Annotated in this window: 1 protein-coding gene; it reads right to left on the bottom strand. The window is 35.5% G+C overall.

All coding sequences use genetic code 11. From position 1 onward, the window contains the following. Positions 1-93 precede the first annotated feature (93 nt). Positions 94-225 carry a hypothetical protein gene (locus tag AC1TPC_RS26900; protein ID WP_482069779.1) on the bottom strand — a complete coding sequence of 44 codons (132 nt, stop codon included), beginning with the start codon at positions 223-225 and terminating at the stop codon, positions 94-96. Positions 226-535: the final 310 nt, after the last annotated feature.

Raw genomic sequence — 535 nt, 5'->3', positions numbered from 1 at the left:
GTATGCTAAAATCTAGCAATACCTGTCGATTCATCATTTCCACTTACATTTTTGGAAGTAGTCCCCTATGACATCGTGTATTAAGGCTCATTACTATGGACTTTCGAAATTCAGGATTATATCTTTTACTAATGAACCAGAATCACTACTTGCAAATACTGCTACACCTGTAATTAAAGTAGCGGCCAGTGTCATTCCGATAATGAAAAGTTTTTTATTTTTCATCAATGTCGTCTCCATATGTTGAATTAATTGAATGAAATCGTATTTAAACTATCATTTTCCATTAGTTGAGTAAATAGTAGATTTTATCCTGAATTTCGAAAGTCCATAGTAATGAGCCTTAATACACGATGTCATAGGGGACTACTTCCAAAAATGTAAGTGGAAATGATGAATCGACAGGTATTGCTAGATATTAGCATACACCATCCCCCTCCCCATACGAAGGGGCAACGTCATTTCCAAGTATTATATTGGGTTATTTCTGTCATTCAAGTAATATGACTTTCCGCTCGATTCGGAGCCAGATGTA

Source organism: Paenibacillus sp. Y280, assembly GCF_056786335.1.
The sequence above is the reverse complement of the archived record's forward strand: the minus strand, read 5'-3'. Positions and strand labels throughout refer to the sequence as shown.